Source organism: Schumannella sp. 10F1B-5-1 (assembly GCF_006517535.1).
In the GTDB taxonomy this organism is placed as follows: Bacteria; Actinomycetota; Actinomycetes; order Actinomycetales; family Microbacteriaceae; genus Schumannella.
In genome coordinates, this window is the sequence record NZ_VHQH01000269.1 from 1 (window position 1) to 293 (window position 293).

1 protein-coding gene is annotated in these 293 nt (G+C 71.0%); it reads right to left on the minus strand.

Features of this window, described 5'->3' with window-relative positions; all coding sequences use genetic code 11:
* Window positions 1-293 (minus strand): ABC transporter ATP-binding protein (locus tag FJ658_RS15665; RefSeq protein ID WP_141146251.1); only part of this gene is annotated, 293 nt, incomplete at both ends.

Sequence of the window (293 nt, forward strand, 5' to 3'; positions counted from 1 at the left end):
ATCGGGATGATGAGCGGTCGGCCCGCGACGGGGTCCGGCATCACGAGGCTCCGGATGCCGAACACCTCCTCGACGAGCTCGGGGGTCAGGATGTCGCCGGGGGCGCCGCTCGCGACGATGCGCCCGTCGCGCATGGCGACGAGCTCGTCGGCGTAGCGCGCGGCGAGGCCCAGATCGTGCAGCACCATGACGATCGTCGTGCCGCGCTCGCGCCCGAGCTCGGCGAGCAGGTCCAGCACCTCGATCTGGTGCGCGATGTCGAGGAAGGTCGTGGGCTCGTCGAGCAGCAGGAT